Source organism: Streptomyces sp. NPDC046900 (genome assembly GCF_040644975.1).
Taxonomy (GTDB): Bacteria; Actinomycetota; Actinomycetes; order Streptomycetales; family Streptomycetaceae; genus Streptomyces.
Genome location: NZ_JBEYXD010000002.1, coordinates 328,961 through 354,356, shown reverse-complemented (window position 1 = coordinate 354,356; position 25,396 = coordinate 328,961). Strand labels below are relative to the sequence as shown.

The following is a 25,396-nucleotide window of genomic DNA, read 5'->3' as shown; positions in this document are numbered from 1 at the left end:
GATCCACCTTCCCTTGCGGAGGCAGTTACGTGCGGGCGCCCTCGTCGGCCTCGCGGTCGGCGGCCATGTCCACGGACTGCTGCCTGGGAATCCCGACACCCTTCTCGACGGCGGCCTGCGCCGGCTCCTCCACCGTGACCCCCGGCGCGGCCTCGGTCCCGGATGTGACCGGGTCCTTCGCCTCGTCCGGCGTCTGCGGCTGGGCCGGGGCCGTCGGCTGCGGAGCCTCCGCCTCCGAGGGCCGCACCTCCTCCGTCGTCCTCGACCTCGGGAAAAGCCGTGCAAAAACGCCCATATCAACTCCATACATTACTCGTGCGGGCGAAATACCGCGTAGCTCGGAGTGCCCACTTGCATCTCCCGGCCCACCCGCTCTCGAAGCGGCGGCCGGGACCTCGCAACGGGCAACGAACTCGCATCCGGGCGTCACCTAACTCGTTCGAGGCGAGGCCCGGAGGTTTGCGAAACTGTTGCGGTGAGTAGTGCAACGCCCGCGCCGCGGGTCATCGCCGTCGTGGGACCGACCGCGGCCGGAAAGTCCGATCTGGGCGTGTTCCTGGCCCAGCGCCTCGGTGGGGAGGTCGTCAACGCCGACTCCATGCAGCTGTACCGCGGGATGGACATCGGCACCGCCAAGCTGACGCCCGAGGAGCGGGGCGGCGTTCCGCACCACCTGCTGGACATCTGGGACGTGACCGTGACGGCGTCCGTGGCCGAGTACCAGCGCCTCGCCCGCGCGCGGATCGACGCACTGCTCGCCGAGGGCCGCTGGCCCGTCCTGGTCGGCGGCTCCGGGCTGTACGTGCGCGGCGCGGTCGACAACCTGGAGTTCCCCGGAACCGACCCCGAGGTGCGCGCCCGGCTCGAGGAGGAGCTCGCCCTGCGCGGCTCCGGAGCGCTGCACGCGCGCCTGGCCGCCGCCGATCCGGAGGCGGCACGGGTGATCCTGCCCAGCAACGGCCGCCGTATCGTCCGGGCCCTGGAGGTCATCGAGATCACCGGGCTGCCCTTCACCGCCAATCTCCCGGGTCACGACTCGGTCTACGACACCGTGCAGATCGGCGTCGACGTGGCCCGCCCCGAGCTCGACGAGCGCATCACACGCCGCGTCGACCGCATGTGGGAGGCCGGGCTCGTGGACGAGGTACGCGCACTGGAGGCGCAGGGCCTGCGGGAGGGGCGCACGGCGTCCCGCGCGCTCGGATACCAGCAGGTGCTCGCGGCGTTCGCGGGGGAGTGCACCCTGGAAGAGGCGCGCGCCGAGACCGTGCGCGCCACCAAGCGCTTCGCGCGCCGTCAGGATTCCTGGTTCCGTCGCGACCCGCGCGTGCACTGGCTCAGCGGTGCTGCGGCGGACCGAATGGAACTCCCGCACCTCGCACTGGCGTTGGTCGAACGACCGGTTACAGCCTGATCACGTGATGGCATCGGGACGCTCCGGCCGTCATTCGGGCCTCCTGTGGCATGCCATCATCGAGCTTCGATCGACCAAGTGAGTCCGAGTTGGGAGGGCACGTGGCGATGGAGGCCGGCCCTCGCGACACCGCTCAAGGCGCGGAGTACGGCAGCGGCGAGGGCGTGGACGACAGGCTCAGCTCCGACGGGCCCGACGAGCACCCGACCGGCGGCGTGACCGCCGACGGGCCGGAGGCGCACGAGCTGACCGCCGGGCACGAGGTCGAGGTCGAGCTGCGCCCGCAGCGCCGGCTGCGCACCTGGCAGCTCGCCCCGATCGTGGCGCTCGCGGCGGTCGGCTCGCTGATGTTCGCCTTCCCGCTGGCCTTCGAGTTCGGCGACGGCGGTGCCGTGGTCGCCATGCTCGGGCTGCTGATCTGCTCGTGCGCGGCGGGCTGGGGCATGATGGCCGCGCGGCGTGTCGGCTACACCTGGCCCGGCGTGCCCCAGCGCGGCTCCGGGCGCCGTCCGGACTGGCGGGTGGCCCTCGCCTACGCCGGGCTGGTCGCCGTGGTCGTGGTCCTGGCCGTGTGGCGGGTGGCCCGGCTGCGCTGAGGCCGCGCGGTCCGTCTGCCGGGCAGCCGTACCGCTGCCGTGCGGTCCGTGGTGTCGTACCGACCCCGTACGATCGAGGAATGAGCACGCGGATCGCCTTCCTCAAGGGGCACGGCACGGAGAACGACTTCGTGATCGTCCCCGACCCGGAGAACGCCCTCGACCTGCCCCCGACCGCCGTCGCCGCCCTGTGCGACCGCCGCGCGGGCATCGGCGGCGACGGTCTGCTGCACGTGGTGCGTTCCGCGGCACATCCCGAGGCCCGGGAGATGGCCGCCGACGCGGAGTGGTTCATGGACTACCGCAACGCGGACGGCTCGATCGCGGAGATGTGCGGCAACGGCGTGCGGGTCTTCGCCCGCTACCTCCAGCGCGCCGGGTACGTGACCGAGGGGGATCTCGCGGTCGCCACGCGCGGGGGTGTGAAGACCGTGCACATCGCCAAGCCCGGGCCCGGCAGCGACTCCGCCGAGGGAGACATCACCGTCGGCATGGGCAGAGCGGTCCTGCCCGAGGGAGACGTCACGGTCAGCGTCGGCGAGCGCAGCTGGCCCGCGCGCAATGTGAACATGGGCAATCCCCACGCGGTCGCCTTCGTCGACGACCTCGCCCATGCGGGCAATCTGTACAGCCCTCCGCCCTTCAGCCCGGCCTCGGCCTACCCGGACGGAGTCAACGTCGAGTTCGTGGCGGACCGGGCACCCGGACACGTCGCAATGCGCGTCCACGAGCGCGGTTCGGGTGAGACCCGCTCCTGCGGCACGGGCGCCTGCGCGGTCGCCGTCGCCACGGCCCGCCGCGACGGCGCCGATCCGGCCGTGACGGGTGTACCGGCCACGTACACCGTGGACGTCCCCGGCGGCACCCTGGTGATCACCGAGCGCCCGGACGGCGAGATCGAGATGACCGGACCGGCGGTGATCGTCGCCGAGGGCGAGATCGACACCCAGTGGCTGGCTGCCGCGACCCGCTGAACCGCAGGCGCCGCGCGCCCCGCTGAACCGGGGGGCCCGCGCCCCGCTGAACCGGAGCGCCGCGCCATCCGCCGACTGGAACGGCGTGCCGTGCACCGCCGCCGCCCGACGGCCGGCCGGGGGATCGTCGCGGATGGCGAACGCGAGCCGTCCAGCGGCTTCTCTGGGGCGAACCGGCGGCGCGCCGAAGCACGGTGTGGCACGTGGACGGTGACGCCGCGTTCCGCCGATTGGCCGGAAAGCGCGGTCGGTGGCACGGCCGCGCCGTTCCGTAGCGCAGCCCGGAGGGCTTCTGAACGCTCCTATCCGCGGCCCGGCGCCACCGGGAACGATCGAATCGACGGTCGGCGCTCCTGCCCGTGGCGCAAAACCGTAAACCCTCCATCCTTTCGCTCGAATGGGTGATCCGTTTCACGCTCGGCGAGAGCCGGTCGGCCGGGCGTGGTGGGCTCGGTAGCATCAAGCACCGGCCCGGGCGGGGGACCGTTGCCATCCCCCGCGCCGCGTACGCCATGCGGCACCCGTCCGCCGGTCCACGCAGCCGGAGGTGCCCAATGAGTGCGGAGGCCACGAACCCTGCCAACCCCGTCCCCGCGACGCCAGGGGAGCACCGCAGGAAGAGCCGCCCCCGGATCGACCTGCGCCGACTGGGGCGGGCCGCACTGCTCGGCACTGCGGCCCGCGACCGGCTGCCCGACGCCATCGGCCATGTCGCCGAGGCACACCGCGCCCACCACTCCGACGCCGACCTGGAACCCCTGCGGCGTGCCTACTTGTTGGCGGAGTCCTCGCACCGGGGGCAGATGCGCAAGAGCGGCGAGCCGTATATCACGCACCCCCTCGCCGTCACTCTGATCCTTGCCGAACTCGGTGCCGAGACCACCACCTTGACCGCCTCCCTGCTGCACGACACGGTCGAGGACACGGACGTGACTCTCGATCAGGTGGGCGAGGAGTTCGGCGAAGAGGTGCGCTATCTGGTGGACGGCGTGACCAAGCTGGAGAAGGTCGACTACGGGGCCGCCGCCGAACCCGAGACCTTCCGCAAGATGCTCGTCGCCACCGGCAACGACGTCCGGGTGATGTCGATCAAACTGGCCGACCGGCTGCACAACATGCGCACCCTCGGGGTCATGCGCCCCGAGAAGCAGGAACGCATCGCCAAGGTCACCCGCGACGTCCTCATCCCGCTGGCCGAACGCCTCGGCGTCCAGGCGCTCAAGACCGAACTGGAAGACCTCGTCTTCGGGATCCTGCATCCCGAGGAGTACGAGCACACGAGGGAACTGATCGCCGAGAACGCGGCGCACGGCGACGACCCCCTCGCCGCGATGACCGAGCAGGTACGGACCGTCCTGCGTGAGGCCGGAATCCAGTCGGAAGTCCTGATCAGACCCAGACACTTCGTCTCCGTCCACCGCATCTCCCGCAAGCGGGGCAGGCTGCGCGGCGCCGACTTCGGCCGCCTGCTGGTGCTGGTGAACGAGGACGCCGACTGCTACGGCGTCCTCGGTGAACTGCACACCTGCATGACCCCGGTGGTCTCGGAGTTCAAGGACTTCATCGCCGTCCCGAAGTTCAACCTGTACCAGTCGCTGCACACCGCGGTCGCCCGCGAGGACGGCGAGGTCGCCGAAGTCCTCATCCGCACGCACCAGATGCACAAGGTCGCCGAGTCCGGCGTCATCGCGCTCGGCAACCCCTACGCTCCGTCCTCCGACGACCCGGCCGACGGCGAGCGCGCCGACCCGACCCGCCCCGGCTGGCTCTCCAGGCTCCTGGACTGGCAGGAGGCGGCCCCCGACACCGACACCTTCTGGTCGGCGCTGCGCGAGGACCTCGCACAGGACCGGGAGATCACCGTGTTCCGTGCCGACGGCGGCGCACTGGGGCTTCCGGAGGGCGCGAGTTGCGTGGACGCCGCGTACGCGCAGTACGGCGAGGACGCGCACGCCTGTATCGGGGCCCGGGTCAACGGACGGCTGGCGACCCTGAGCACGGTCCTCAAGGACGGCGACACCGTTCAGCTCCTGATGGGCCAGGACCCGGCGTCGGAGCCCTCCGAGGAGTGGCTGGAGCACGCGTACACGCCCGTCGCGAGGATCGCCATCCAGCGTCGGCTCGCGGCCCGTCCGGCCTCGGGCGACACGACCGACGGCGCGTCGGAACCGGGCGACGCGCGGCACGGCGCCGAGGACTCGACGGTCGGCGCCACGGTGCGCGGCACCGCGCACCTGACCGCCACCCGCCCGCCTGCGCCGCCCGCGGGCCCCAGCCCGGACGCGCCGGGCGCACGCACTGCCAACGCCGTTGTCGACCTGCCCGGCGCCTCCGTCCGCATGGCGGGCTGCTGTACACCCGTGCCGCCCGACGAGGTCACCGGATTCGCCGTCCGCGGGGGTGTGGTGACGGTCCATCGCATCGAATGCGCCGGAGTGGCGCGTATGAAGAGCGCCGGGCGCGCGGAGGTCGGTGTGCGCTGGGGCGACACCACACACTGCCGGGTCACGCTCGTCGCCGAGTCCTTTGTGCGCCCGCACCTCCTCGCGGACCTCACCGAAGCAATCGCCCTGGAGGGCGCGGGGATTGTCTCCGCCACTGTCGAACCGCCCAGCCAGCAGCGCGTGCGCCACACATACACACTCCAACTCCCGGACGCGGCACACCTACCGGCCCTGATGCGAGCGATGCGCAACGTGCCCGGCGTCTTCGACGTGAGCCGCGCGCAGCACCCCGCGGCCGCCCACTAGCCTTCCGACCTGCGGGGCCAACGCGCGGGACGGCCCGGGCTGAACCGTTCGGGTGGGCCCGGCGCGCGCCGTCACCTCGCGAGCGGTGCGCGCTGGTAGCCGTGGTCCATGCCGCTCAGCCTCCGCTCCGTGATCCCCCGTGCCCGCCGCGCCAGAACTGCCCTGCTGGTCTCCGCCGTTTCCGGCTGTCTCGTCGCCGCCGGCGCTTCCCCGCCCGCCGCACCGCTCGGCCTCGGCGACCGACTGTTCCCGACGCTCGGCAACCCCGGCTACGACGTGCTCTCGTACGACCTCGCCTTCACCTACCCCGGCAGCAACAGCAAGCCCCTCAGCGCCGTCACCACGATCCGGGCGCGCGCCACCGAGCGCCTGGATCGCGTCAACCTCGACTTCGCACGCGGCACGGTGCAGTTTGTCGAGGTCAATGGCGCTCCCGCGGCCTTCACCGGCGCCGGGGAGGACCTGGTGATCACACCGGAGATCCCGCTCCCCAGAGGCAGCGTGCTGCGGATCACCGTGCGTCACACGAGCAACCCGGTGTCCCCGGACGGCCAGGACGGCGGATGGGTGCGGACCGACGACGGGCTCGCCATGGCCAACCAGGCCGACGCCGCCCACCTGGTCTTCCCGTGCAACGACCACCCCTCCGACAAGGCGGTCTTCACCTTCCACGTGACCGCACCCGACGGCTACACGGCCGTGGCCAACGGTGTGCCGCTGGGCAGGCAGCGCACGGGCGGAGCCACCACTTGGACCTACCGCACCCTCCACCCCATGGCGACCGAACTGGCCCAGGTCTCCATCGGCCACACCGCCGTGCTGCACCGCAGGGGACCGAACGGACTGCCCGTCCGCGACGTCGTACCCGCCGCCGACGCGAAGGTCCTCGAACCGTGGCTGGCGAAGACCCCCGACCAGATCGCCTGGCTGGAGGAGAAGCTCGGCCCCTATCCCTTCGAGACGTACGGCCTGCTGATCGCCCAGGCCCAGACCGGTTTCGAACTGGAGACACAGACGCTCACCCTCTTCGAGAAGAACATCTTCACCGAGCCCGCGTACCCCAAGTGGTACGTCGAGTCGATCATGGTGCACGAACTGTCCCACCAGTGGTTCGGGGACAGCGTCAGCCCGCGCACCTGGTCCGACCTGTGGCTGAACGAAGGGCACGCCACCTGGTACGAGGCCCTGTACGCGGAGGAGACCGCGGGCAAGGCCCTGGAGACCCGTATGAAGGCGGCCTACACCCTCTCCGACACCTGGCGCGCCGTCGGAGGACCGCCGGCCGCCCCCAGGTCCCCGAATCCGGGCAAGAAGATCAGCATCTTCCGCCCGAACGTCTACGACGGCGCCGCGCTCGTCCTGTACGCGCTGCGTCAGGAGATCGGACGCTCCGCGTTCGAGCGTCTGGAGCGGCTCTGGGTGGCCGTGCACCGGGACCGTACGGCCACCACGGCCGACTTCGAACGCCTGGCGTCCGACGTCGCCGGACGCGACCTCGGTGCGTTCTTCCAGGGCTGGCTCCACGACGAGAAGACCCCGCCGATGCCGCGGCACCCGGACTGGAAGAGCGACCCGGTGCAGCCCTCCGCGAGCACGCGGTAAGTCGGATGACGGGGCGGGCCGCGCCGTGCGACCATCGTCGGGTCGGCGGCGCGGCCCCCAGAACGCGGGCGGCCGGGAATGTCCCGGTCCGCTCGAGCGTTGTGCAGGGTGGCGAGGTGTGCGGCCCAAGCGGCCGGCTCCGCCGCCGCAAGCGGTATCCCCAACGACGTAAGGACCCAATGACCTCCTCTTCTTCCCCTTCCCAGGACACCCAGCGCTTCGCGCACGCCTACCCCGAAGGTCTTCGGGCCGATGCCCTGATGGAAGAGGACGTCGCCTGGAGCCACGAGTTCGACGGAGAGCGGGACGGCGACCAGTTCGACCGCTCCGAGCGCGCGGCGCTGCGCCGCGTGGCGGGCCTGTCCACCGAGCTCGAGGACGTCACCGAGGTCGAGTACCGGCAGTTGCGCCTCGAACGCGTCGTGCTCGTCGGCGTGTGGACCTCGGGGACCGTGCAGGACACGGAGAACTCGCTCGCCGAGCTGGCGGCCCTCGCGGAGACCGCGGGCGCGCTGGTGCTGGACGGTGTGATCCAGCGCCGCGACAAGCCCGACGCCGCCACGTACATCGGCTCCGGCAAGGCCCAGGAGCTGCGGGACATCGTGATCGACACGGGCGCCGACACCGTCATCTGCGACGGTGAGCTCAGCCCGGGCCAGCTGATCCACCTCGAGGACGTCGTCAAGGTCAAGGTCATCGACCGCACGGCCCTGATCCTGGACATCTTCGCCCAGCACGCGAAGTCCCGAGAGGGCAAGGCGCAGGTCGCGCTCGCACAGATGCAGTACATGCTGCCGAGGCTCCGAGGCTGGGGTCAGTCCCTGTCCCGGCAGATGGGCGGCGGCAGTGGCGGCCTGGCGACCCGTGGTCCCGGTGAGACCAAGATCGAGACGGACCGGCGGCGGATCCGCGAGAAGATGGCGAAGATGCGCCGGGAGATCGCGGAGATGAAGACCGGCCGCGAGATCAAGCGCCAGGAGCGCCGGCGCCACAAGGTGCCGTCGGTCGCCATCGCGGGTTACACCAACGCCGGCAAGTCCTCTCTGCTCAACCGCCTCACGGGCGCGGGCGTCCTGGTCGAGAACGCACTGTTCGCGACCCTGGACCCGACCGTGCGCCGGGCCGAGACCCCGAGCGGGCGGCTGTACACGCTGGCCGACACCGTCGGTTTCGTGCGGCATCTGCCCCACCACCTGGTCGAGGCGTTCCGCTCCACCATGGAGGAGGTCGGTGACTCCGACCTGATCCTGCACGTGGTGGACGGCTCCCACCCGGTCCCCGAGGAGCAGCTGGCCGCAGTGCGTGAGGTGATCAGCGACGTCGGCGCGACCGACGTTCCCGAGATCGTCGTCATCAACAAGGCGGACGCGGCCGATCCGCTGGTGCTCCAGCGGCTGCTGCGGACGGAGAAGCGCGCCATCGCGGTCTCGGCGCGCACGGGCAGGGGCATCGCGGAACTGCTCGCGCTCATCGACAACGAGCTGCCCAGGCCGTCGGTCGAGATCGAGGCGCTCGTGCCCTACACGCACGGCCGTCTGGTCGCGCGCGCCCACTCCGAGGGCGAGGTGATCTCCGAGGAGCACACCCCGGAGGGCACCCTGCTCAAGGTACGGGTGCACGAGGAACTGGCCGCGGAGCTCGCCCCGTACGCTCCGGCTCCGGCGCTCTGAGCCACGACGGAGCGCTGCCGGTCCCCGTCAGGACGTGACCGGCGGCGGTCCCAGGCATGACGCGGTCGGCGACGCCGGAGTCCCACGGGACCGACGACTGCCCGAGTCCCGCCGGACCGGTACGTCAGGGTGACCCACCTGCACGAAAGGCCCGCTCCCTGTCCAAGGGAGCGGGCCTTGTGCGTGGCGTTCAGCCTGTCACTGGTTCGCGAACTTCTTGCTGACCGACGTGTAGATGCCCTTGGCCACGTCCCCCAGGCGCGGGCCCGCCAGCCAGCCGGAGGTCACCGGGCCGATCGAGGTGTTGGACACCAGCGCCGGCTTGCCGTCGCTGCCCCTCTCCACCCAGCCGCCGCCGGACGAACCGCCCGTCATGGTGCAGCCGATGCGGTACATCGTCGGATCCGTCCGCACGATCGACAGCCGGCCCGGCTTGTCCTGGCACTGGTACAGCTTCTGGCCGTCGAACGGCGCCGCGGCCGGGTAACCGGTCGCCGTGATGCTGTCGACCTTCGGTACGGCCGGCGCGTTGAAGTTCACCGGAAGGGCCGAACCGACCGTCTCCTCCAGGGACTTGCCGCCGTTGCCCTGCTCCGGGGTCACATGGATCACGGCGAAGTCGTACGGCGCGCCCTGGCCACCGGTCTCGTTTCCCCGCTCGATCCACTGGTCCGAGGTCTGCGCCCAGTCACCCCACCAGACGCCGTACGGGGCGATTTGCTCCCGCGTCGCGCTCTGCAGTTCGGCTTCCGTCCTGCCCGCGTTGTTGTACGCCGGCACGAACGCGATGTTGCGGTACCAGCCGCCCTTGCGGCCCGCGTGCACACAGTGGCCCGCGGTCCACACGAGGTTGGACTTGCCGGGATGGGCCGGGTCCTCGACCACCGTCGCCGAGCAGACCATCGTGCCCTCGGGCGAGTCGAAGAACACCTTGCCCGCCGTGGGCGCGCTGTCGTGATAGGCGGGCCGCACCGCCTGTGCCTGCACCGGCGCCGGGGTCGGGTCGGTTACGCCCTGGTCGCCCGAGAGGTCGTTGGCGTCGACACCCTTGTCCGGGTCGTTGGCCTTGCGCATCCGGTCCGGGTTCCACAGCCCCTGGATGATCGGGTTGACGAACTCGTCGGCCTCGCGCAGCCAGTCGTCCTTGTCCCAGTTCTTCCAGGCGCCGTTCTTCCACTTGTCGATGTCGATCCCGTGTTCCCGGAGCTTCCGCTTGATGTCGTCCGGGATCTTGATCTTGCCGGCGCCCGCGGCGGAGGCGGAGACGGACGCGCTCGCCTCACCGCCCGCCTTGGCGTCCCCGCTCGAGTCGCACGCGGTCGCGGTCAGCGCCAGTGCCGTGGCCAGGCCGACTGCGGCCAGCACGGGGGAGGTGGTGCGACGAACGCTCCTTTCCCGGCGGGCGGCGAAGAGTGGGCGTATGGATCGCATGGTCTGAACTCCCCCTGGAATGAACCCGTCTGACAGGATCGGCGCACCGCCGTGGGACGGCGGGACATCTTGGATGATCATCCGATGTCACTGAACGACACCAGACACTATGCGCTCGCTGTGCGGGACTTCCCGCGGAACGGCAACGGTTCCGTCACGGCCGCGATCATCGACGCACCTCCGTCGCACAGGACGGGTCCGGCATCGGGACCCGGGTGACGGCTGGTGCGAAGCGCCCGCCTCGCACGGCCGTTCAGGGGATCAGCGGTATGAATTTCGCCCCCGACCGCTTCCACAGGCCGTTCACGTCGTTGGTATGTACGGGGGGAACTGCCGACCGCGCTCAAACGCTCGCCCCCATTCCCTCTGGACAGCGGGAGGAACTGTCGTCGTGACCGTGACGGAGACTGCGTTGGTGCCGGTGGAGGGCGAACCGGAGGAGTGCGGGGCAGCCGAGGCGGAGTGTTCCGTGCGCGAGACGACGCGCGGGACCGGAGCGGTGCGCGCCGCGCACGAGGGCATTCTGCGACGCCAGTCGGCGCGCGAATCGGCTGCTCGCACCTATGCGCGCGCCCTCCCGATCGTGCCCGTGCGGGCGCGCGGACTCACGATCGAGGGCGCGGACGGCCGCCGCTACCTCGACTGCCTCTCCGGCGCGGGCACGCTGGCCCTCGGGCACAACCACCCGGTGGTTCTGGAAGCGATCCGCAACGTCCTCGACTCCGGTGCGCCGCTGCACGTCCTGGACCTGGCCACGCCCGTCAAGGACGCTTTCACCACCGAGCTGTTCGGCACCCTGCCCCCCGGCTTCGCCGACCGCGCGCGTGTGCAGTTCTGCGGTCCGGCCGGGACCGACGCCGTGGAGGCCGCGCTCAAGCTGGTACGCGCGGCCACCGGCCGGAGCGGGATCCTCGCCTTCACCGGCGCCTATCACGGGATGACCGCCGGGGCACTGCAGGCGTCCGGAGGCGCGACCGACGTCCGGGTGACCCGCCTGCCGTTCCCGCAGGACTACCGCTGCCCCTTCGGTGTCGGCGGCGATCGCGGTGCCGAACTCGCCGCCCGCTGGACCGAGTCCCTCCTCGACGACGACAAGTCAGGCGTGACACTGCCGGCCGGGATGATCCTCGAACCGGTTCAGGGGGAGGGCGGCGTCAACCCCGCGCCCGACGCCTGGATGCGCCGCATGCGCCAGATCACCGAGACCCGGTCGATCCCGCTGATCGCGGACGAGGTGCAGACCGGTGTGGGCCGCACGGGACGTTTCTGGGCGGTCGAGCACAGCGGGGTGATCCCCGATGTGATGGTCCTCTCCAAGGCGATCGGCGGCAGTCTGCCACTCGCCGTCGTCGTCTACCGCGACGATCTGGACGTCTGGCGTCCCGGCGCCCACGCCGGCACGTTCCGCGGCAACCAGCTCGCCATGGCCGCCGGCACCGCGACCCTCCGATACGTCCGTGAGAACGGCCTCGCCGAACGCGCCGCTGCGCTCGGCACCCGCATGCTGGCCGAACTGCGCTCCTTGGCGGCGGAGTTCGGGTGCATCGGCGATGTGCGCGGCCGCGGTCTGATGATCGGCCTCGAGCTGGTGGACCCCGAGTGCGCACCCGCACCGGCACTCCCGCTGGCCCCGACCGACGATCCCGGGGGCGCAGGACCGCGTCCTGCCGCGCCCGCACTGGCCGCCGCCGTCCAGCAGGAGTGCCTGCGGCGCGGCCTGATCGTGGAACTGGGCGGCCGCCATGCGAGCGTCGTCCGGCTGCTGCCGCCGCTCACCATCAGCGACGAGCAGACGAGCGCGGTCCTGGACCGGCTGGCGGACGCCGTGGCCGCCGTGGCCCGGGGGCCTGTCATCTCCTGAGCCGCGCATCTCCTGCTGCGCGAACCGACACCACTGCGACACCACAGCCGAGGAGTCACTCGCCCTTCACTCTCATCTCGCCCTCGCCCGTGCCTTCCGACTCCGGCCCGAGGCCCTCAGATAGGTCCAAGGCACCGCATCCGCCCGCACGCCCGTACCGCTCGGCCCTCGCCGCACGAGCTGGACATCTCACGAGGAACGACCTTGAACGCCACCCCGATCCCCCACGGCGGTTTCCGGAGCCCCGAGAGAGAGGCCGGTCCCACGCGGAGGGCCGGCTCCGGGGGAGAGTCCGGCCTCGAGCGGGAGTTCGGCAGCATGCAGGCCACCGCCCCCGGGTTTCACACGGTGCCCGCGCAGGGGACCGCGTCACCGGAGGCCGACGAGAGGCGCGGCGCCAGCACCGACCTGCTGGAACACCCCGATCCGCACACGGCGGCCCACGCCGCGACCGTGGAGAACCTGCTGCGCTGCTGGGTCCGCGAGCACGACCTCTCCGCTCCCGTCGACGGCACTCTGCGCATCCCGCTCCCCGCCAGCGGTACGGCCCTCCTCGTCCCGGTCTCCTACTGGTCCCCGACCGGCTGGCACCGGTTCGGCCCGCCGTACCTGGCCGGCGCACCCGAGACGGCCCCGCCCGCGGACGCGCTGACGGTGGCCACCCTGCTGGCGCGCGAGACCGGACCGGCTCCCTCGTCCGGCTCCGCTCCCGGGCATGTCGCCGATCTGGTGGCGCGCGTCGCCGACTCCGTACGCCACACGACGGCCTTCGTCGCGGCGCGCCGCGAGCGCCCCGTTGACGGAGCGGACCTCTTTCTCTCCGCAGAGCAGGCGCTGGTGCTCGGGCACCCGTGGCATCCCACGGCCAAGAGCCGCGAGGGACTCTCCGATGCGGAGGCACGGCTCTACTCGCCCGAACTGCGCGGCTCCTTCCCCCTGCACTGGCTGGCCGTCGCGCCGCCGGTGCTCGCGGCGGACTCGGCATGGACCAAACGCGGCCGCCCCGTGCCCGCCGGCCGACTGGCCCAGTGGCTCGCCGGCGCCGGGCTTCCACTACCCGACGGATTCACCCCGCTGCCACTGCACCCCTGGCAGGCGCGTGAGATCCGGCTCCGCCCCGAGGCCGCGGCGCTGCTGGACGCCGGACTGCTCCGAGACCTCGGTCCGCACGGCGGCCCCTGGCATCCCACCTCATCCATTCGCACGGTCCACCGCTCGGGCGCCCCGGCGATGCTCAAGCTCTCGCTGGGCTTGCGCATCACCAACTCCCGCCGTGAGAACCTCCGCAAGGAACTCCACCGTGGCGTCGAAGTGCACCGTCTGCTGCGTGGCGGCCTGGGCAAGCAGTGGCGGTCCGTGCACCCCGGGTTCGACATCGTGCGCGACCCGGCCTGGATCGCCGTCGACGACACGGACGGCACCCCGGTGCCCGGACTGGACGTGGTCATCCGCCACAACCCGTTCGGTCCCACGGACGACGTCTCCTGCGTCGCGGGTCTCGTCTCGCCGAAGCCCCGCGTCCAGGCGGCGGGGCAACGGCATCCCGTGCTGCGCTCGCGGCTCGCCGAGACCGTCACCCGCCTCGCCGGGCGCACCGGCCGCTCGCGCGGAGCCGTCGCCACCGAGTGGTTCCTGCGCTACCTCGAACGAGTGGTGCGCCCCGTGCTGTGGCTGGACGCCGAGGCCGGTGTGGCCCTGGAGGCACACCAGCAGAACACCGTGGTCCTGCTGGACCCGGAGGGCTGGCCCACGGGCGGCCGCTACCGTGACAACCAGGGCTACTACTTCCGGGAGTCCCGCCGCGCCGAACTCGACGCACGGCTGCCCGGCATCGGCGAGCACAGCGACACGTTCGTCTCCGACGAGGTGACCGACGAACGCTTCGCCTACTACCTCGGCATCAACAACGTGCTCGGTCTCATCGGCGCGTTCGGCTCGCAGCGGCTCGCCGACGAACGGGTGCTGCTCGCCGCCTTCCGGCGCTTCCTCGCCGAGGCCGCCACCGGGCCCGACCGGCTGCGCACTCCCTTGCCCGCCCGCCTGCTCGAATCACCCGTCCTGCGCTGCAAGGCCAATCTGCTGACCCGGCTGCACGGCCTGGACGAACTTGTCGGCCCGGTGGACAGCCAGTCCGTCTACGTCACCATCACCAACCCCCTGCATTCCTGAGGAACGTGACCCATCCCGTCTCCTGAGAGGAGCCTCGCCGTGCCTCCCATCGATATGAGCAGCGGCGCCGGCACCGCCTCCGCCCCGGAGCCCGACACCGAGCGGGGCTCCGGACCGGCTGCCGAAACCCGTCCGGTTCCGGGTTCCGGCCCGGCGGGCCCGGACTGCGAGGACACCCTCGACCTCCGGCTTCCCGACCAGTTCACGGCGCTCCGCGCGGACGAGGAGGGGGGACCGAGCAGGGCGGCCGGTCCCACCACTGCCACCGAGTCGACCGAAGCGCCCCCTGTGTCGGCCGCCCCTGCCGTATCTGACTTATCCGTCACGCGTCTTGGCACCCCGCAGGACGACGACCTCCTCGACCACGTCTCGGACTGGGGCGAGGTCGCCACCTCCGTGGGCGTCTTCCACCTCGTCCCCGTCCGCCCCGAGCGCGACCTCGCCCTGATCGCCCGTTGGATGAACGACCCCGCCGTGGCGGTCTTCTGGGACCTGGCAGGAGACGCGACGGTGACCGAGCGGCACCTGCGCGCCCAACTCGTGGGTGACGGACGCAGCGTCCCCTGTCTGGGCGTGCTGGACGGGACACCCATGAGCTACTGGGAGATCTACCGCGCGGATCTGGATCCCCTGGCCCGCTACTACCCGGCCCGGCCCCATGACACCGGTCTGCACCTCCTCATCGGCGGTGTCGCCGACCGTGGGCGCGGACTCGGCTCCACTCTGCTGCGCGCCGTCGCCGACCTCGTACTCGAACGGCGTGCCGCCTGTGCACGTGTCATCGCCGAACCCGACATCCGCAACACCCCTTCCGTCGCCGCTTTCCTGAACGCCGGTTTCCGGTTCTCGGCCGAGGTCGACCTGCCCGACAAGCGGGCCGCCCTGATGGTCCGGGACCGGGCGCTGCGGCCTCTGCTACAGCACCATCACTCTCTGTAACGATCCGCGTCCGGCCCCGGTTCCCGGTCGACTGCGGATCCTCAGCCGAGGGGTGACGGCTGGTTTCCGGCGTCCCCAGTCGCGAGGGCGTCCACCCGTCCTCGACGTCCCCGGCCGAGGAATGGCCGCTTGCCCTCAGCGCCCCTGGGCCGAGGTGACCACCGGCCCTCAGCGTTTTCAGCCGAGGGGCGACCGCCTGCCCTCGGTCCCCCAGCCGAAAGGTGACCGCCTGTCCCTCATTCGAGGGGGACCGCCGTCCTCAATCCAGGAGTTCCCTGTCGTGTCCACCGGCCGCACCGCGCCCACCCGCCGCACCGGAACGCGTTCCGAACCCCGCGCGCCCCGCGTGAGCCTCCTGTGCGCTGTGGGCTTGAGAGCCCGATTGTCGGTGGCGGGTCGTAGGGTGGTCGCGCTATGACGAAGCCCTCACTCCCCGAACTCCTGCATGCAGCCGTCACAGCTGTCGGCGGCACGGAGCGCCCCGGCCAGGTGACCATGGCCCAAGCCGTCGCGGAGGCCATCGACGACGGATCCCACCTGCTGGTCCAGGCCGGCACCGGTACCGGAAAGTCCCTGGGCTATCTGGTGCCCGCGCTCGCCCACGGGGAGCCCGTCGTCGTGGCGACCGCCACCCTGGCGCTGCAGCGTCAGCTGGTCGAGCGGGACCTGCCGCGCACGGTCGAGGCGCTGCACCCGCTGCTGCGCCGCCGCCCCGAGTTCGCGATGCTCAAAGGCCGGTCGAACTACGTGTGCCTGCATCGCCTGCACGAGGGCATGCCGCAGGACGAGGAGGACGGCCTCTTCGACCAGTTCGAGGCCGCCGTGCCCTCGAGCAAGCTGGGCCAGGACCTGTTGCGGCTGCGCGACTGGTCCCAGGAGACGGAGAGCGGCGACCGCGACGACCTCACCCCGGGCGTCTCGGACCGCGCCTGGGCCCAGGTGTCGGTGTCGTCCCGGGAGTGCCTGGGCGCCTCGAAGTGCGCGTACGGCGCCGAGTGCTTCGCCGAGCTGGCCCGCGAGCGCGCCAAACTCGCGGAGGTCGTCGTCACGAACCACGCGCTGCTCGCGATCGACGCCATCGAGGGCGCCCCGGTCCTCCCGCAGCACGAGGTCCTGATCGTCGACGAGGCCCACGAGCTGGTCTCCCGGGTGACGGGCGTGGCCACCGGCGAACTCACCCCCGGCCAGGTCAACCGCGCCGTGCGGCGCGCCGCCAAGCTGGTCAACGAAAAGGCCGCCGACCAGCTCCAGACCGCCGCCGAGGGCTTCGAGCGGCTGATGGAGCTCGCCCTGCCCGGCCGCCTCGAGGAGATCCCGGAGGACCTCGGCTACGCCCTCATGGCGCTGCGGGACGCCGCCCGTACCGTGATCTCCGCGCTCGGGACGACTCGCGACAAGTCGGTGCAGGACGAGGACGCGGTCCGCAAGCAGGCGCTTGCCTCCGTGGAAGGCGTGCACGACGTGGCGGAGCGGATCACCAACGGCTCCGAGTGGGACGTCGTCTGGTACGAGCGCCACGACCGCTTCGGCGCGACGTTGCGTGTCGCCCCGATGTCCGTGTCGGGGCTCCTGCGGGAGAAGCTCTTCGCGGACCGTTCGGTGACCCTGACCTCGGCGACGCTGAAGCTGGGTGGCGACTTCAACGGCGTCGGGGCATCTCTCGGTCTCGCCCCCGAGGGCACAGAGGGAGACGATCTGCCCCAGTGGAAGGGCGTGGATGTCGGCTCGCCCTTCGACTATCCGAAGCAGGGCATCCTGTACGTCGCCAAGCATCTGTCGCGCCCCGCACGCGACGGCGATCGCGCGGACATGCTGGACGAGCTGACGGAGCTGATCCAGGCGGCCGGCGGCCGCACTCTGGGCCTGTTCTCATCGATGCGGGGCGCCCAGCTCGCCGCCGAGGAGCTGCGCACCCGCATCCCCGAGTTCCCGATCCTCCTGCAGGGCGAGGAGACGCTCGGCGAGTTGATCAAGAACTTCGCCGCCGACCCGAAGACCTGTCTGTTCGGCACCCTCTCGCTGTGGCAGGGCGTCGACGTCCCGGGTCCCAGCTGCCAGCTCGTCGTCATGGACAAGATCCCCTTCCCGCGCCCCGACGACCCGCTGATGAGCGCCCGGCAGAAGGCCGTCGAGGACGCCGGAGGCAATGGCTTCATGGCCGTGGCCGCGACACACGCCGCGCTGCTGATGGCACAGGGCGCGGGGCGGCTGGTGCGGGCCTCAGAGGACCGCGGTGTGGTCGCCGTACTGGACCAGCGGCTGGCCACAGCTCGCTACGGAAACTATCTGAAGGCGTCACTGCCCGGCTTCTGGTACACCACGGACCGTAATCAGGTGCGCAGGTCCCTGGCGGCGATCGACGCGGCGGCGAGGGCGCAGGACGGGTAGCCGGGTGGGCCCGCGTTTGTGCAGGTCACTACGCTGTCCCCCGGCCGCGGCCGGGGGACAGCGTAGTGACCTGGTGTGCCACGGCTGAGGACAGCATGGGCCCCGGAACCGGCGCAGGGGTCCCGGGGCCCGGATCGAGGGCGGGCGCGGTGCACATCCGCCCGCCACGGCGGCGTCACACGCGCCGCAGCACCGCCACCACCTTGCCGAGGATCGTCGCCTCGTCACCGGGGATCGGCTGGTACGCGGAGTTGTGCGGCAGCAGCCACACATGGCCGTCCTCGCGCTTGAAGCGCTTGACGGTGGCCTCGCCGTCGAGCATGGCGGCCACGATGTCGCCGTTCTCGGCGACGGGCTGACGGCGGACCGTGACCCAGTCGCCGTCGCAGATGGCGGCTTCGATCATGGAGTCGCCGACGACCTTCAGGACGAACAGCTCACCGTCGCCGACGAGCTGCCGGGGCAGCGGGAAGACGTCCTCCACCGACTCCTCGGCGAGGATGGGGCCACCGGCGGCGATGCGGCCGACGAGCGGGACGTACGACGCGGCGGGCTTGCCCGCGGTGTCCGTGGGCTGGACGGAGGCCGGCTGGTCCGATCCGCGCACCTCATACGCGCGCGGGCGGTGCGGGTCGCGGCGCAGGAAGCCCTTGCGCTCCAGAGCCATCAGCTGGTGTGCCACCGAGGAGGTGCTGGAGAGGCCCACGGCCTGGCCGATCTCACGCATGGACGGCGGGTAGCCGCGCCGCTGCACCGAGTCCCGGATGACTTCGATCACCCTGCGCTGCCGGTCGGTCAGCCCTGAGCTGTCCGCCCGGATGCCTGGAGGCCGACCGGGCAGGGACCTCTTGGCCCCCTCGGGGTTCGTGGCTTCGTTCATGGCATGCACCGGCTCGAGTCGGCCCTGGGAGCGGTCCTGGGCAGTGATGGTGGCACTGTCTGTGGTGGTGGTCACGTCGGCCCCTCTCGATGGTCTCCCGTGCAGCACAACGGTAGTTGCTTTCGAAAGGTTGCGCCAAACACACGTTCGAGTGAAAAACCACGAATTACCTGACGCGATCAGGTGTCCGGGTGTACGGCCGACGTCACCCCCGGGTGGGGGAATCTGCTCCTTGCCGTACTGTGCAGCGCCGGGAAGATCGCCTTGTGAGCCGCCGTAGCCGGCGCCCAGTCTGCCATCCGGTGTCCCGTGGATGGGGAACCGACTCCCATCTCCATGCCGTGTCCACCGTATCCGCGCATGGCTCGTTTCGGTATGGCCGTGCGGCATGTGCCAATCACGCTCGATCTGCGTGTCGTCGCCGAATGTACGAGCCAATCGCTAGATGTAGTGGTTGGATTGCAGTCGTAGCCCACAAGTTGTGGTCCCCCCGGTCACCATGGCTCGGGTGATCGCCTATGCTTGGGGCTGCTTCAAGAGGCCCATGGGGCCCGAGAGGCCAATGAGTCATGCTGAAAAGGAGGGATGGAGCCATGCACTGCCCCTTCTGCAGGCACCCCGACAGCCGTGTCGTCGACAGTCGTACGACCGATGACGGCACGTCCATTCGCAGGCGCCGCCAGTGCCCGGACTGCTCCCGTCGTTTCACCACCGTGGAGACGTGCTCTCTCATGGTGGTCAAGCGGTCCGGAGTCACCGAGCCCTTCAGCCGCACCAAGATCATCAACGGTGTGCGCAAGGCATGCCAGGGGCGGCCGGTCACCGAGGACGCACTCGCCCAGCTCGGCCAGCGGGTCGAGGAGGCGGTGCGGGCCACCGGTAGCGCCGAGCTGACCACCCACGACGTGGGCCTGGCCATACTCGGCCCCTTGCAGGAACTCGACCTTGTGGCCTTCTTGCGATTCGCGTCCGTCTACCGGGCGTTCGACTCGCTGGAGGACTTCGAGGCCGCCATCGCGGAACTCAGGGAGCAGCAGCGCGGGCGCGCCGCCGGGGTCGACGACGACCACGGGAACGCCGTCGCGGAGCGCCAGGGAACCGACCGCGGGTCCGGAGCGACGGCCGACGTCCCCGTGCCCGCCGCCGCCGACTGATCGGGGGGCCGGGGGGTACCGGCTCGGCCGGCGGCACACACAGACCCGTCACGCGCCCCCTCATGGCGCGCGTGACACGTTGACACATAAACCGTGCCTGGGAAGAAAAGGGCACGTCAGGGCGTTTTTGCCTGATATAGGGAGGCGGCATGACAGAGACGGCGAGCGGTCCGGCACGAGGTTCCCGAGCGAAGGGCGCCAAGGCCACCAAGGGGCTGCGTATCGAGCGCATTCACACGACCCCCGGGGTGCACCCGTACGACGAGGTCGAGTGGGCGCGCCGTGACGTCGTCATGACCAACTGGCGCGACGGCTCGGTCAACTTCGAGCAGCGTGGCGTCGAGTTCCCCGAGTTCTGGTCGGTGAACGCGGTCAACATCGTCACCAGCAAGTACTTCCGGGGTGCCGTCGGCACCCCGCAGCGCGAGACCAGCCTGAAGCAGCTGATCGACCGCATCGTGAAGACGTACCGGAAGGCCGGTGAGGACTACAAGTACTTCTCCTCGCCCGCCGACGCGGAGATCTTCGAGCACGAGCTGGCCTACGCCCTCCTGCACCAGATCTTCAGCTTCAACAGCCCCGTCTGGTTCAACGTGGGCACCCCGCAGCCCCAGCAGGTCTCCGCCTGCTTCATCCTGTCCGTCGACGACTCCATGGAGTCGATCCTCGACTGGTACAAGGAAGAGGGCATGATCTTCAAGGGCGGCTCCGGCGCCGGCCTGAACCTGTCCCGCATCCGCTCCTCCAAGGAACTGCTCTCCTCGGGCGGCAACGCCTCCGGTCCGGTCTCCTTCATGCGCGGTGCCGACGCCTCCGCAGGAACGATCAAGTCGGGCGGTGCCACTCGCCGCGCCGCCAAGATGGTCATCCTGGACGTCGACCACCCGGACGTCGAGGACTTCATCGAGACGAAGGTGAAGGAAGAGGAGAAGATCCGCGCCCTGCGCGACGCGGGCTTCGACATGGACCTCGGCGGTGACGACATCACCTCCGTGCAGTACCAGAACGCCAACAACTCGGTCCGCGTCAACGACACCTTCATGAAGGCCGTCGAGACCAGCGGGAAGTTCGGCCTTCGTGCCCGTATGACCGGCGAGGTCATCGAGGAGGTCGACGCCAAGGCCCTCTTCCGCAAGATGGCCGAGGCCGCCTGGGCCTGCGCCGACCCCGGCATCCAGTACGACGACACGATCAACCACTGGCACACGTGTCCGGAGTCCGGCCGTATCAACGGCTCGAACCCCTGCAGCGAGTACATGCACCTGGACAACACGTCCTGCAACCTCGCCTCGCTGAACCTGATGAAGTTCCTGAAGGACGACAGCAAGGGCCACCAGTCCTTCGAGGTCGAGCGCTTCGCCAAGGTCGTCGAGCTGGTCATCACCGCGATGGACATCTCGATCTGCTTCGCGGACTTCCCGACCCAGAAGATCGGCGAGAACACCCGCGCCTTCCGCCAGCTGGGCATCGGCTACGCCAACCTCGGCGCCCTTCTGATGGCGACCGGCCACGCCTACGACTCCGACGGCGGCCGCGCGCTGGCCGGTGCCATCACCTCCCTGATGACCGGCACGGCGTACAAGCGTTCCGCCGAGCTGGCCGCGGTCGTCGGCCCGTACGACGGCTACGCCCGCAACGAGCAGCCGCACCTGCGCGTCATGAAGCAGCACTCGGACGCCAACGCCGAAGCCGTCCGCATGGACGACCTCGACACCCCGGTGTGGGCCGCCGCCACGGAGGCCTGGCAGGACGTGCTCCGCCTCGGTGAGAAGAACGGCTTCCGCAACTCCCAGGCGTCCGTCCTCGCGCCGACCGGCACCATCGGTCTCGCGATGTCCTGCGACACCACCGGTGTCGAGCCCGACCTGGCGCTGGTCAAGTTCAAGAAGCTGGTCGGCGGTGGCTCGATGCAGATCGTCAACGGCACCGTGCCGCAGGCGCTGCGCCGCCTCGGCTACCAGGAGGAGCAGATCGAGGCGATCGTCGCCCACATCGCCGAGCACGGCAATGTGATCGACGCGCCGGGCCTCAAGCACGAGCACTACGAGGTCTTCGACTGCGCCATGGGCGAGCGCGCCATCTCCCCGATGGGCCACGTCCGCATGATGGCCGCGATCCAGCCGTGGATCTCCGGCGCCATCTCCAAGACGGTCAACATGCCGGAGACGGCGACCGTCGAGGAGGTCGAGGAGATCTACTTCGAGGCCTGGAAGCTGGGCATCAAGGCGCTCGCGATCTACCGCGACAACTGCAAGGTCGGCCAGCCGCTCTCCGCCAAGAAGAAGGAGCCGGCCCCGGAGAAGGCCGAGACGCCCGCCGCCGAGGCCAAGGTCGAGAAGGTCGTCGAGTACCGCCCGGTCCGCAAGCGTCTCCCGAAGGGCCGTCCCGGTATCACCACGTCCTTCACCGTCGGCGGTGCCGAGGGCTACATGACCGCCAATTCCTACCCGGACGACGGTCTCGGCGAGGTCTTCCTGAAGATGTCCAAGCAGGGCTCGACCCTCGCGGGCATGATGGACGCCTTCTCCATCGCCGTCTCGGTGGGCCTGCAGTACGGCGTGCCGCTGGAGACCTACGTCTCGAAGTTCACCAACATGCGCTTCGAGCCGGCCGGTATGACGGACGACCCGGACGTGCGGATGGCGCAGTCGATCGTCGACTACATCTTCCGCCGCCTCGCGCTGGACTTCCTGCCCTTCGAGACGCGCTCCGCGCTCGGCATCCACTCCGCCGAGGAGCGTCAGCGCCACCTGGAGACCGGCTCCTACGAGCCCGCCGACGACGAGGTCGACGTCGAGGGCCTGGCCCAGTCGGCCCCGCGCACCCAGGAGTTGAAGGCGGTCGCCACACCGAAGGCGGAGGCCGCCACGGCCAAGCCGGCCCCGCAGCAGGCGCACACCAGCGCCGAGCTGGTGGAGATGCAGCTGGGCATCCAGGCGGACGCCCCGCTGTGCTTCTCCTGCGGCACGAAGATGCAGCGGGCGGGCTCCTGCTACATCTGCGAGGGCTGCGGTTCTACGAGCGGCTGCAGCTGAAGAACGACCGGCCTTGTCGTGCCCCCCGGTCATCCGTCGGCGTGAACCTCAGGTGAGGCACCGGCTGATGGCAAGGTGACCGGACAGTTGTCCCCTCGAAGCCCTGGTGCTTCGAGGGGACAACTGCGTGGGCCATGCGTAACGGGGATGCGACTCGTTGCCGTGCGGCACCGGTCCGGTCCTGGTCGGTGCTCGACGACAGGGAGCCGGAGTCAGCACTCCCAGTTCGCGTAGTCGCCGTGAGCCACTCCCTGCTGGGTCGGAGCGTCGTGGTCGGCCCATGCGGCGGCCTACGGCGATCACTGTCTCCGTCCCGGGCGGGCGGGGGCGCGTCCAGGCTCGGACGTGCCTACTCCGGCGAATGATGCCCGGTCGCGTCGGGGGCGGCGGGGGCTGTGAAGGCGTTGACGAGGGCCCGGACACGGTTCCGGAAGGCTTCGTCCTGGCGGATGATGCGGTCTTCCACTCCCGAGCGGATGATCCGCGCGTCGCCGTCGGCGAGGGCGGACAGCCGGCGCAGATGGTCGGCGGTCAAGGCGGCGGCGCCGAGGGACTCCAGGGCGTCGCAGGCACCCGTCGGGTCGGCTTCCAGTTCCGCGGACCGCAGGACGGCGCCGGCGAGTTCCGTACGGTCCAGCGAGTCGGGTTCCGCCACTGCCGTGAGGGCCAGCACCGCGGCCGGTACCTGCTCGGGATGGTCGAGCAGGGTCTTCAGGCGGGAGGTGAGCGGCCGCCCTGCCGGGCCGAGGAGGGCGGTCGTACGAGCGGCCCGCACCACCGACCACTGGGACCAGCGGTTCTGTTCGGCCCGGGCGAAGACCGAGTCCAGGGCGGCGACCACCGCGGCGGCGTCCTCCGTCACACGCCACAGTGTCTCGGCGAGCGCCGTGTCCGCCTCCAGCGCGGGCGTGACCGTTTCGCGGTCCGGGCCGCCGAGCGCCTCGCGTAGGGCCGGCGCCAGGTCCGCCGCCCAGGGACCGAGGGCGCCGACCGTCCCGAGGGCTTCCCTGAACCGGCGGCCGCTGCTCCGGATCTCCTGGCCGAGGCAGTGCACAAGGGGCTCGTACTCGCCGACGAGGTCGTACAAGGCCTTTGCGACAGGGAGTGAACTCTGCCCGCCCGCCTTCCGCAACGCCGCGACCGCCTCGACGCGTTGGCCGGGCGCGCTGTCAGCGGCGATGGCGGCGATGGCCGGGGCGACCTGGCCCGGGAAGTGCGCGAGCGCCTTGTACAGCTCGGGCAGTGCCGGCGTGGCCTGGGCGCCCCATCTGCCCAGAAGGCTGGTCAGCAGCCCCGGTTCGTTCCCGCTCAGGGCCTCGGGCCGCAGGAGGCGGCGCCGGATCGCACCGAGGAGCTCAGCGTCGTACGGGAAAGCGGGGTCCGGCCGACGCAGGAACCCGGCAGCCGCGTCGAGCGCCCGCGGCCTTCGCCCGAGCCCGGCGGCCAGGAGTGGCGCGGCCTGGGCGGGCGCGACAAGGACGAGCGCAGCCAGGGCGCGGTCCGCATGGTCGTCCGCCTGCTGCGGGTTCCGGCCGGCGAGCGGGATCAGGACGTCCGCGGCCGTCGCGGCGGCGGTGTCCAGACGGCCCAGCAGCGACGCCATCGCGACCACGGCCTCCTCGTCGACGGCCGCGGCACACAGGCCCGCCAGCAGTCGCGGTGGAGCGCTGCGGGAGAGCATGCACGCGCGGTCGGCCGCCCACAGGGCCTCCGCCCGCACCTCGGCCCGGCCGTCGCGCAGGGCGGCGTCGAGCAGCGCGAACGCCGCCTCCCGGTCCGCGTGGCGGTGCCTGTTCAGCAAGGCCTCCACGACGGCCGCGAACGGCTCGTTGCGTTCGAGGTCGAGGCAGTCGCCGCCAAGCGGATCGGCCGGCAGAAGGGACAGCATCGTCGTGTGGTGTGCCTCGGTCCAGGGCAGGTCCGCGTCGAGGCAGGCGAAGACGGCGGCCATACGAAGCTCAGCCGGCCGGCGCGGGTCAAGGACGGTGGTGGCCACCGCCGCACCGGCCTGCGGGTCGAGCCGGGAGATCCCGGCAAGGATCTCGGAGAGCACGAGCGGCTCGGGCTCCTCTTCCCAGCGCCTGCGGAGGGCTGGGAGCAGGAGTTCGGTGGCACGCGTGTGGGACACCGCCCACGCCGCGGTCCGGCGGACCTCCGGCTCGGCGGCGTCCATCAGGGGCAGGAGCAGCGGAAGCTGTCCCGCCACGGCGGCCCGGACCGTGCCCGGTACCACGCCGTGCTCGTCCTCGCTCTCGGCCATGCCTCCGAGCAGCATCAGCACGTCCGTCACCTGGTGGCCGGCCGCCGCGATCCTGGCCAGGAACGGCGCCACTTCCGCACTTGCGGCATAGACCGTCCCCTGATGCAGCACGCTCCCGTACAACTCCGACAGCGCTTCGCCCGCCGGACCCGCGTCGGTCTCCACCAGGGCCCGCAGCAGATCGGGGAGGTCCTCCGCGCTGCCGTAGGCGTGGGAGAAGGAGGACCAGGAGTGGGAGTCCACGCCGTCGAGCGGGTGTACGAGTGCCATGCG

Annotated in this window: 16 protein-coding genes; 12 read left to right on the top strand and 4 right to left on the bottom strand. The window is 71.0% G+C overall.

Annotated elements, in window-relative coordinates; all coding sequences use genetic code 11:
- Positions 1–25 precede the first annotated feature (25 nt).
- A complete protein-coding gene (locus tag ABZ904_RS03685; protein WP_359394453.1) occupies positions 26–295 on the bottom strand; it encodes a hypothetical protein in 270 nt (89 codons plus the stop codon).
- Positions 296–475: 180 nt separating this feature from the next.
- Here ABZ904_RS03685 and miaA point away from each other — a divergent pair, with 180 nt between their 5' ends.
- The 6 genes from miaA to hflX all read left to right on the top strand — a co-directional run bounded on the left by miaA (position 476) and on the right by hflX (position 9,006).
- Positions 476–1,414, top strand: a complete 939-nt coding sequence (gene miaA, locus ABZ904_RS03680; RefSeq protein WP_359394455.1) for a tRNA (adenosine(37)-N6)-dimethylallyltransferase MiaA — start codon at positions 476–478, stop codon at positions 1,412–1,414.
- 107 nt (positions 1,415–1,521) lie between these two features.
- Positions 1,522–2,010: a hypothetical protein gene (locus tag ABZ904_RS03675; RefSeq protein WP_359394646.1), complete on the top strand. Its 489-nt coding sequence runs from the start codon at positions 1,522–1,524 to the stop codon at positions 2,008–2,010.
- Positions 2,011–2,090: 80 nt separating this feature from the next.
- Positions 2,091–2,984, top strand: a complete 894-nt coding sequence (dapF, locus tag ABZ904_RS03670) for a diaminopimelate epimerase (protein WP_359394457.1) — start codon at positions 2,091–2,093, stop codon at positions 2,982–2,984.
- A gap of 554 nt (positions 2,985–3,538) precedes the next feature.
- Positions 3,539–5,734 (top strand): HD domain-containing protein, encoded by a 2,196-nt coding sequence (locus ABZ904_RS03665; RefSeq protein WP_360989599.1) that lies wholly within the window; start codon positions 3,539–3,541, stop codon positions 5,732–5,734.
- A 108-nt stretch (positions 5,735–5,842) separates the two neighbouring features.
- Positions 5,843–7,336 carry a M1 family metallopeptidase gene (locus ABZ904_RS03660; protein ID WP_360989602.1) on the top strand — a complete coding sequence of 498 codons (1,494 nt, stop codon included), beginning with the start codon at positions 5,843–5,845 and terminating at the stop codon, positions 7,334–7,336.
- 179 nt (positions 7,337–7,515) lie between these two features.
- Complete coding sequence (hflX, locus tag ABZ904_RS03655) at positions 7,516–9,006, top strand: GTPase HflX (RefSeq protein ID WP_360989605.1); 1,491 nt, start codon at positions 7,516–7,518, stop codon at positions 9,004–9,006.
- Positions 9,007–9,204: 198 nt separating this feature from the next.
- On the opposite strand, the gene ABZ904_RS03650 is transcribed toward hflX, so the two are convergent.
- Positions 9,205–10,437 (bottom strand): hypothetical protein, encoded by a 1,233-nt coding sequence (locus tag ABZ904_RS03650; protein WP_360989608.1) that lies wholly within the window; start codon positions 10,435–10,437, stop codon positions 9,205–9,207.
- Positions 10,438–10,753: 316 nt separating this feature from the next.
- Between ABZ904_RS03650 and ABZ904_RS03645 the strand changes: the two genes are divergently transcribed.
- The 4 genes from ABZ904_RS03645 to ABZ904_RS03630 all read left to right on the top strand — a co-directional run bounded on the left by ABZ904_RS03645 (position 10,754) and on the right by ABZ904_RS03630 (position 17,794).
- Complete coding sequence (locus ABZ904_RS03645; RefSeq protein WP_360989611.1) at positions 10,754–12,298, top strand: diaminobutyrate--2-oxoglutarate transaminase family protein; 1,545 nt, start codon at positions 10,754–10,756, stop codon at positions 12,296–12,298.
- A gap of 318 nt (positions 12,299–12,616) precedes the next feature.
- Entirely contained in the window at positions 12,617–14,467 is a 1,851-nt protein-coding gene (locus ABZ904_RS03640; protein WP_360990138.1) for an IucA/IucC family protein, read from the top strand.
- 39 nt (positions 14,468–14,506) lie between these two features.
- Positions 14,507–15,406, top strand: a complete 900-nt coding sequence (locus ABZ904_RS03635; protein WP_360989614.1) for a GNAT family N-acetyltransferase — start codon at positions 14,507–14,509, stop codon at positions 15,404–15,406.
- A 414-nt stretch (positions 15,407–15,820) separates the two neighbouring features.
- Positions 15,821–17,794 carry an ATP-dependent DNA helicase gene (locus tag ABZ904_RS03630; protein WP_359394471.1) on the top strand — a complete coding sequence of 658 codons (1,974 nt, stop codon included), beginning with the start codon at positions 15,821–15,823 and terminating at the stop codon, positions 17,792–17,794.
- 175 nt (positions 17,795–17,969) lie between these two features.
- Here ABZ904_RS03630 and lexA read toward each other — a convergent pair whose 3' ends face one another.
- Positions 17,970–18,749 carry a transcriptional repressor LexA gene (gene lexA, locus ABZ904_RS03625; RefSeq protein ID WP_361820915.1) on the bottom strand — a complete coding sequence of 260 codons (780 nt, stop codon included), beginning with the start codon at positions 18,747–18,749 and terminating at the stop codon, positions 17,970–17,972.
- A gap of 518 nt (positions 18,750–19,267) precedes the next feature.
- Between lexA and nrdR the strand changes: the two genes are divergently transcribed.
- Complete coding sequence (gene nrdR / locus ABZ904_RS03620) at positions 19,268–19,828, top strand: transcriptional regulator NrdR (protein WP_359394475.1); 561 nt, start codon at positions 19,268–19,270, stop codon at positions 19,826–19,828.
- 149 nt (positions 19,829–19,977) lie between these two features.
- Positions 19,978–22,863 carry a vitamin B12-dependent ribonucleotide reductase gene (locus ABZ904_RS03615; protein WP_359394477.1) on the top strand — a complete coding sequence of 962 codons (2,886 nt, stop codon included), beginning with the start codon at positions 19,978–19,980 and terminating at the stop codon, positions 22,861–22,863.
- A gap of 349 nt (positions 22,864–23,212) precedes the next feature.
- Here the strand turns inward: ABZ904_RS03615 and ABZ904_RS03610 are convergent, their stop codons facing one another.
- Entirely contained in the window at positions 23,213–25,393 is a 2,181-nt protein-coding gene (locus ABZ904_RS03610) for a hypothetical protein (RefSeq protein WP_361820911.1), read from the bottom strand.
- Positions 25,394–25,396 lie beyond the last annotated feature (3 nt).